The organism is Mesorhizobium sp. M7D.F.Ca.US.004.03.1.1, assembly GCF_003998635.1.
GTDB lineage: Bacteria > Pseudomonadota > Alphaproteobacteria > Rhizobiales > Rhizobiaceae > Mesorhizobium > Mesorhizobium loti.
On record NZ_RZQG01000250.1, the window covers coordinates 1 to 7,146 of the forward strand.

A 7,146-nucleotide genomic window follows, 5' to 3' on the forward strand; every position below is an offset into this window, starting at 1 on the left:
CTATAAGACGCCGCAACAGCGCACCAACGAACCAAGACGGTCGTGCGCTGACAACCTGCCGCCGCGGATCCCGAGGGGATCGCGGCTGGCCGGTTTCGCCCGAAGAGCAGAAGACAGCCTCATGAATGCGATGCGGGCGGCGCGTCGAGGCCGATGTCAACTTTCAAAAGATGGAGACTTGAAATGAAGAAGATCATTTTCAGCATTGCCGTGTTCCTGTTTGCCTCCGGCATGGCTTTTGCCGGCAGCGACCACTTTGACTCGGACTTCGTCCCTGCCGCCGGCAGCTATCCAACTGCCGGTTCCCATTCGATGATCTCCGGCGGCGCGGTCAGCGTCACCAAGAGCATCACCGACAGCACCGTGGAGGGAACTGCGACCTCCGGCATGCCTGCACCGGGTTATGGCCAGGGCATCTGGGGCCGCTGACACCAAATTCGGCCGCCATGGCCGGCATCCAGGCGGCGGCTCGCCCGCCGCCTGGGCTGCGAACTCAGGTCGACAAAGGGCCGGACGACGGCCAGTCCGATGGTCTGCAGCTATTCCCTGTGGCTTTTCGATAGGAATTTATTCTTTACATTGTGAGGGCGGCTATGCTACATATTCGCCCACGATGCTGATTTGCGCCAATGACCCGCCGCCCAGGCGGGTTTTGCGAATCTCCCCACAAGTGGGGATGGCCGGCAGGCCATAGGGCGCCACCTTCGTGCGGGCCTTCGCGCGCGATCACGCAAATTTTTTGGATCGTTCGGATCGGCGAAGCGTTCTTCCCTGACGCAACCGGAGGAATGATCATGGGTGACGAACGGCACGAAAAAATCCAGCAGCGGGCATACGACATCTGGCAACGCGAGGGCGGCCTTCACGGCGACCCGGAGCGGCACTGGCACCAAGCCGAGGCCGAGATCGACAGGGAGGCCGCGCTGCCGCTGACGGCAGGCGATGCGCTGCCGGAAACCGGCGAGATCGCCAGTACCGACGTGCTGGAGGTCGAGGCGCTGGCGATGCGCACCGGCCTATCGGGCGACGAGGCGCAGGCGCTGATCGATCGGCTGGGCAACGACCGTGCCGCGGTCGAGCAAGCCGCGCGCAGCCTCAAGGCCAAGCGGAAATCCTGATCAGGGCCAAGCCGGGAGAGCGAGATGATCCGGAAACTGAAAGGCGGAAAATACCGCCTCTATTCACGCAAGAAGGACGAAAAGACCGGCAAGCGGCGCAACCTCGGCACGTTCGATACCCGCGAGGCGGCGGAGAAGCATGAGAGGGAAGTGCAGTATTTCAAGCGGCATTGAGTGGTCTCGAAGCCTGGCGAAGGGGCGCCGGCCACCATTGATCAGGGCCTGATCTTCGCCGTCCGTGCACTCTGCCAAAACCAGATTGCGAGCGAGCCGGATCGCCCACGGATCTGCGTTTCCACAGGTCCTTTCAGGGTGCCGGATTTGAACAACGCGCAGTCGCGGCCGGCGACATCAAGCATTTTGTCACTCACCGCGACGTCAGCATTCTGGTCGGCCGCGATCTCCATCAAGCGACTGGCAACGTTGACAGTGTCACCGATGGCCGCGATGTGCTGACGGCCTTCGCTGCCGAGTCGAGAGGCCACGATTGTTCCGTGGTGGGCTCCAATCTTGAAGCCGAGCCGGGATGCGGTCGATGCCGGCAACGAGGCGAGCCAATCGTTGGTGCGGCTGGAGAGCCCCACACAACAGCGGGCGGCATTGAAGGCGTCGTTTGTCGCTGGTTCCGGCAGGCCGAACAGGATCATGGCTCCGTCACCCATGAAACTCGTGACGACGCCACCGCAGCGCGCCACTTCTTCGTCGACCAACGCATGGAAATTGTTCAGGAGTTCGCGTGTGGCGACCGGCCCCAATGTTTCACTCAGCCCGGTGAAGCCGGACAGGTCGATGAACAGGATGGCGGCGTCTCCCCGCACGGGGTCCGAGAGGAAGTCGCCATGCTTGGCGAGCCACTCCCCCATGCCCGAGGCTTCAACGCGTTGAAGCAATTGGCTCTGCGTTGCGAAAAACTGGGCCCGGCTCCTGCCCAGCCAAAGCTGCGCGGCTCCAAACAAGATAGCCGGCGGAACGGCGGCGGCCATCGGCAACGCGGCGCTCAGCCAGATGTGGTGCGAGAAAGCGGTCATGTTGACCACGAACCAGATCAGGACCACGCCGGCGATCGCCGCGAGGCCGCTGGCGTTTCGCCGCCATGCCAACAGCCCCACGAGAATCATGGGCAGCACCACCGCAAAGCCGGCATCCGCAAGCCGGACATACTGGTCCCGCACTGTACCGTCGCCGCTCATCAGATGGGCAATCGCCGTCGACATGACTTCGACGCCCGGGAGTATTGGATCGAACGGTGTCGGGAAGACATCGCCGGTGCCGGTTGCGGTTGCTCCGATCACGACGATTCGATCCCGGATGGTGCCGGGATCGAGTTGGCCCTCCAGCACGGTCGCCGCGCTGATCGTGCGGATCGTGCCGCGGGGGCCGTAGAATGTCAGAGGCAGGATGTGACCAATGTCGGTCCGGATCGGCCGTCCGCCCAGCGAGAGATGATCGGGTGCGATTTCTGGATCCTCACCTGCTGCCATGGTGGCGACACGCAAGGAGAAAGACGCTTCCAGCTGGGGTCCGGCCCGAAACAGCAACGGCACGAACCGGGGCGTTCCCGTCTTGTCGGTAACCACGTTGACGACGCCGACAGCCGCGGCATCCGAGAACGCCTTCAGGGGCCACAGAAACCGCTCGGCATTCGGCACGCGGGCGAGGGGCCCTTCGCCCTCGGCCACCGTCCATTGTTCACCTCCGGGGTAGACCGCCGCGGCAGCGATGACGCTTCTGCCCCCGCTCAGCGAACGCGCGAGCGCCTCATCGTTGTCCTTTGCTCCGGGATCGACCAGCAGCAGGTCGAGCGCAATGGCTTTTGGTCCAAGGCCGGCGATCGTATCGACAAGCCGGGCAAGCGTGGCGCGGCTGAGGGGATATGTGCCCTCGTGCCGCACCGCTTCATCGTCTATGGCGACAATGGTGATCAGCTCCGGTGGCTTTGCCGTTCCTCGAACGAGCGTTCGAAGGTCGGTCATCGTTGCTTCGACGCGATCGAGAAACCACAGATGACCGCGCCAGTGCGCGAAGCCCAGGCCGGCACCCCAAAGACCCGCGAGAATGAGCGCGATCAGCGTCGGAAGCGCCCGCCTGCTCACCGCGGCTCACAGGCCGAAACGGGCCAGCAATGCGGAAACGCGCTTGGCGGGCCAGCGCTTGACGGTGAGCGGTGCCGTTCCGGGCTCGACGTCGACGCCTTCGCCCGGCTTCAGCACCACCCCGGCATCGGACGCCGCCCTGTGCACGGCGACGCGGCCCCTGAGGACGAAAACAGACGTCTTGCCCTCGCCTGTGTCGACTGCCCATTTGGTGCCTCGCACCGCGGCGATCGCCTGCGGGGTGACAACCGCGAAGCCACCCGGGACCGAGCCGGCTGGTGCATCGAGCAGCAGCGCCTTGCGCCGCAACCTGACCGCATCGGCCTTGCCGTTTCGATCGCCGTCCTCCAGCGTAAAACGAGCGCCCTCTTCCACAATGACGGTGAGGCCTTTGCGACATTTCAGAATCTGCCGGGCCGTACCGGCCACCGGCTCGAGCGTACACCCTGCGTCCTGCGCCAGGGCGGCATCCACCCAGAAGACACCGGCAAACAGGCCAGCCACCATCAGGCAGCGGAAAGATCGGTCCCTTGCGTTCATCGACGTCCCCTTGCTCTTGCGAAATCCGCGACAAGAAAATCCTGCCGGCGCCAGCCCGGTAGCATGCGAACCGGCACTTGCAGCCGTGTTGCGCCGAGGGATGTCGACCGGCGATCCTAACACGACAACCCCGCTCCGACACCAAGCAAGGCCGCGATGTAAACCAAGCGCTAGCGGCCCTGCCGTCACTCGCAAGATGTCTACGCCACGCGTGGTTGAGCTGGCCTGGGTTTGACCACTGTGGCGAGTACGATGCCGGCGACGATGAAGGCCGCACCGACCAGATCGTAATCGTGCAAGCCCTCGCCGAGCAGCAGATAGGCGAGCATGGCCACGAACACTGTCTGCAGGTAGAGCAGCATGCTTGCCCGGCTCGCGCCGAGCGTTTCCACGCTTTTGTTGTAGAGATAGTACATCAAGGCGCCGCCGGGGCCTGCCAGATAGGCGAGCGCGAGAATGCTGTGGACGTTCATGGCGGAGCGTTCGTCGTTGAACAATTCCCACACATGGAAAGGCAAGGCGACCAGCGCGCCCGCGCCGAGCAGCAGCACGACCATCGGCAGCAGTTCGATGCCGAATTTGGCACGGCGCAAAAGCACGGTGTAGAGGCCCCAGCAGAACGCGCTGCCGACGATCCACAGCTCGCCGGCGTTGATCTTGAGTTGCAGCAGCGCCGTCAGGTTGCCGTGGGCAACGATGAAAATCATCCCGGCAAGCGCAACCAGCGCGCCGAGCGACTTCCCCAGCCCGAGCGGCTCGCCCAGCACGAAACGGGCGAGCACCATCGTCATGACAGGCGACAGCGCCATGATGATGCCGGCCGTGGTGGCGTCGGTGTCGTTGAGGCCATGGTAGATCATACCCTGGCAGAGCGTGAGGCCGATCGCCCCCACGGCGACGACCTCCACGGCGCGCGTTCGCAAAAGCCCGATCATCGCCTCGTGATGACGGTGCACAATCGGCAGCAGGATGGCGCAAGCAAGCGTCAGCCGCCAGAAGCAGAGGCCCCAGGGCGGCATTTCAGGCGCCACCCATTTGGCCGCGATATAGACACCAGCCGAAAGCAGCCAGCACAGGACGGCGGCCGGATAGCCGGCGAGGGAGGATACGGGGCCGGCCACGGGTTGCGCGGCTTGATGCGCTATCGGCACTGCCTGCATGCCATGTCCTCCCCCTTCGACGACCTCGGCCGGACGGGGACAACATACCCTGTGTCGTTGGGGCGTGCATCCGTTTTGAAAGGCCGACAAGAACCCGAGTTGGGTTAGCGTCAATTTTTACCCGCAGGCGACCGCCGTCCCATCAATTTTCAACGACAGCTTTGCGCCGCCTTCTAGCCATTCGACTTACCGCTATCCCTCCCAGTGCGGGCATTCCTTTTTGCTTTTGCTCTTCTTTTTTGGATCACCAACGATACTCTTAGAGAAAACATCGACCTTGTCGGCACCCTTCTCCTGTAGAAGTTTCTTCATCAGATTAAGTGAATTCTTGCTGAACGTCAGTGTGGCCTCCGGATCAGCCTTTGACAACCTTATAAAATCGGCGAGGACACCGTGCTTTTCCAAATTTTTGATGAACCTCATGCTTTTCGTTGCACTGAATTTCATCGCCGATGTTGACTCTGCAAAAGGTGCTTTCAGCCGGCGCGGCTTGCCCTCACTCGTGGTCATGGTTGATCCCCTTATTGAAGTGATAGAATTTCACTCGCGACACTCTGTTGGATTGCTTCGTCCGCTTGGCGCAGTGCGCGGCGAACAGTTGCGTTTCCGCTGCCGCTAAGAAATTTTCCAAAAAACTCTGCGACTTGATTAGTGTTCTTGCCGGGCACGGGCAACGCAAACGCGACGATTACCTGATGCTTATCTTCCCTGGAAATTGAACTGCTTAGCCCCCCTGCCGTAACACCATCAACTGGTGATAGTGCAATCTTCGGATCCGCACTTGCTGTTAGACTCGTTGTGAAAAGCAGTGTGTCGGCCATCGTCTGCGGGCCTGTTGCTGCGCCTTCTTTGCCCGAAAGATTGTTGAATATCGCCATGTCCACGAACGTGGATACCTGCTCATCCATGCCGATATTGCCTGTTATCGGATAAAAAGAGTTAGGAACTTCGTTCCGGTCATCACAATAGTCGTCATCTAAGTCCTTGTAGAGGCCGCCAAATGTGTCGGCTACCACAAAAACACGTTTGTTGTTGCGGCTTCGATTGATTGAACCACCCAACCCCAATGTCTTCTTACCCAGGCGATAGGTGTCAAGAAGGTCTAAGCTCGCTGAATTGTTGGCCGTGAAGGTCATATCAAAATTGAATGAATACACGACTGCGGTACCCGCCAGCAGGGAAATCGGGTAAGCGGTATCAGGGTCTAGCCCACGATAATCGATCTCTGCCACCGGCGTTCTTGCTCTAAGTGCTTTGGCCACGCGTAGTGCCGCCGGCTCCTTATCCTGTGCCTCAAGCCAAGCAATCATCTGATGTCTGAAAGCCTCACGGGTTTCGCATCGAATTTTGCGGACAATGGCAGACGTATTGAATGTCGTCGATTGCTCGGGCAGAGGTCGAATTGCACATCCATGCAACGCCAGCACGCAAGCCGGCAGCAACATCCAGCGTTTCAAGAGAGCCCCCTTAATTTATTTACATGGGCAATCTCTACTTGGGCGCGATTTTGCGCAATCGTCTCTCTCATAAACTCACAGATATATTTTCAGGGATTCTGGACTTGATTCGAAATCTATCAACGTGCCTTCCTCGCGAGGACTGAAGACTAGTTCAAGTGAGTCTTGATACGGAGCGCCTAATTTCAGACGCATCGAAGTGGGCTCGTTACGGTTACAACGAGTCATTTTCCCGCTCGCAGAAAAAGGATGGTTATCGCCAAAGGATTTCAACCGCGCGGAGGTGAATTAGTGCCTAACTCAAGGCCCGTGGATTTTCTGTCATGGAGTTGGAGCCGGCGTTATGACGAGGGGTGCCACTGCGTTCGCCGCGTGCCATCGAGGCAGAGAAACTGGCTAGAGCCGACAATGACATTCGCGCGCATGACCGCTTCACGAGGGGCTTTTGCCCGAGGCTGCCAGTCCGCTCTCGGCCAAAAGGCTGCCGGGACAGCAATGCCCCTAATCTTCGCCGTTCGGACGATGACACCCCTCGCCCGAAACCGGTCGTTCCTCCGAGGTCTCAGCGGCGAGCGACTGCGCCGGACAAAAGTCGTCATCCGCGCGGGTCACACCGGTTGGTAATTTTCGGCAGTACCAAGCACTTTTGATTGGGATCGGACCCTGCCGCGGACTGCCCGCCGCTGCACAGCGTCATTGAATTGCATGAGAGTGGACATTTAGACCGGGACGAAGGCTCCGGGTACTTGATCTTTCTTTCGCGCTGACGAGGTTAGGC

General features: G+C 60.5%; 9 protein-coding genes. 4 read left to right on the plus strand and 5 right to left on the minus strand.

Going from position 1 to position 7,146, the window contains the following annotated elements:
* From EN935_RS41445 to EN935_RS15930, 4 genes are all read left to right on the plus strand, one after another.
* Positions 1 to 187, plus strand: a 187-nt coding sequence (locus EN935_RS41445) for a hypothetical protein (RefSeq protein ID WP_206534524.1), incomplete at its 5' end; no start/stop codon positions are given.
* Positions 184 to 429, plus strand: a complete 246-nt coding sequence (locus tag EN935_RS15920) for a hypothetical protein (RefSeq protein WP_127262950.1) — start codon at positions 184 to 186, stop codon at positions 427 to 429. The genes EN935_RS41445 and EN935_RS15920, both read left to right, overlap by 4 nt.
* A 365-nt stretch (positions 430 to 794) precedes the next feature.
* The gene (locus tag EN935_RS15925) at positions 795 to 1,118 is read left to right on the plus strand and encodes a DUF2934 domain-containing protein (protein ID WP_127262949.1); all 324 of its coding nucleotides are present in this window, start codon (positions 795 to 797) and stop codon (positions 1,116 to 1,118) included.
* A gap of 24 nt (positions 1,119 to 1,142) precedes the next feature.
* On the plus strand, positions 1,143 to 1,292 hold the full coding sequence (locus EN935_RS15930) for a hypothetical protein (protein ID WP_109660636.1): 150 nt from the start codon (positions 1,143 to 1,145) through the stop codon (positions 1,290 to 1,292).
* Positions 1,293 to 1,333: 41 nt separating this feature from the next.
* Here EN935_RS15930 and EN935_RS15935 read toward each other — a convergent pair whose 3' ends face one another.
* From EN935_RS15935 to EN935_RS15955, 5 genes are all read right to left on the minus strand, one after another.
* Positions 1,334 to 3,211: an adenylate/guanylate cyclase domain-containing protein gene (locus EN935_RS15935; RefSeq protein WP_109660637.1), complete on the minus strand. Its 1,878-nt coding sequence runs from the start codon at positions 3,209 to 3,211 to the stop codon at positions 1,334 to 1,336.
* Positions 3,212 to 3,217: 6 nt separating this feature from the next.
* Positions 3,218 to 3,751 (minus strand): FecR domain-containing protein, encoded by a 534-nt coding sequence (locus EN935_RS15940; protein WP_127262948.1) that lies wholly within the window; start codon positions 3,749 to 3,751, stop codon positions 3,218 to 3,220.
* A gap of 200 nt (positions 3,752 to 3,951) precedes the next feature.
* The gene (locus tag EN935_RS15945; protein WP_127262947.1) at positions 3,952 to 4,911 is read right to left on the minus strand and encodes an EamA family transporter; all 960 of its coding nucleotides are present in this window, start codon (positions 4,909 to 4,911) and stop codon (positions 3,952 to 3,954) included.
* A gap of 192 nt (positions 4,912 to 5,103) precedes the next feature.
* The gene (locus EN935_RS15950) at positions 5,104 to 5,421 is read right to left on the minus strand and encodes a hypothetical protein (protein WP_127262946.1); all 318 of its coding nucleotides are present in this window, start codon (positions 5,419 to 5,421) and stop codon (positions 5,104 to 5,106) included.
* A gap of 11 nt (positions 5,422 to 5,432) precedes the next feature.
* Positions 5,433 to 6,368 (minus strand): hypothetical protein, encoded by a 936-nt coding sequence (locus tag EN935_RS15955; protein WP_127262945.1) that lies wholly within the window; start codon positions 6,366 to 6,368, stop codon positions 5,433 to 5,435.
* Between the last annotated feature and the right edge of the window lie 778 nt (positions 6,369 to 7,146).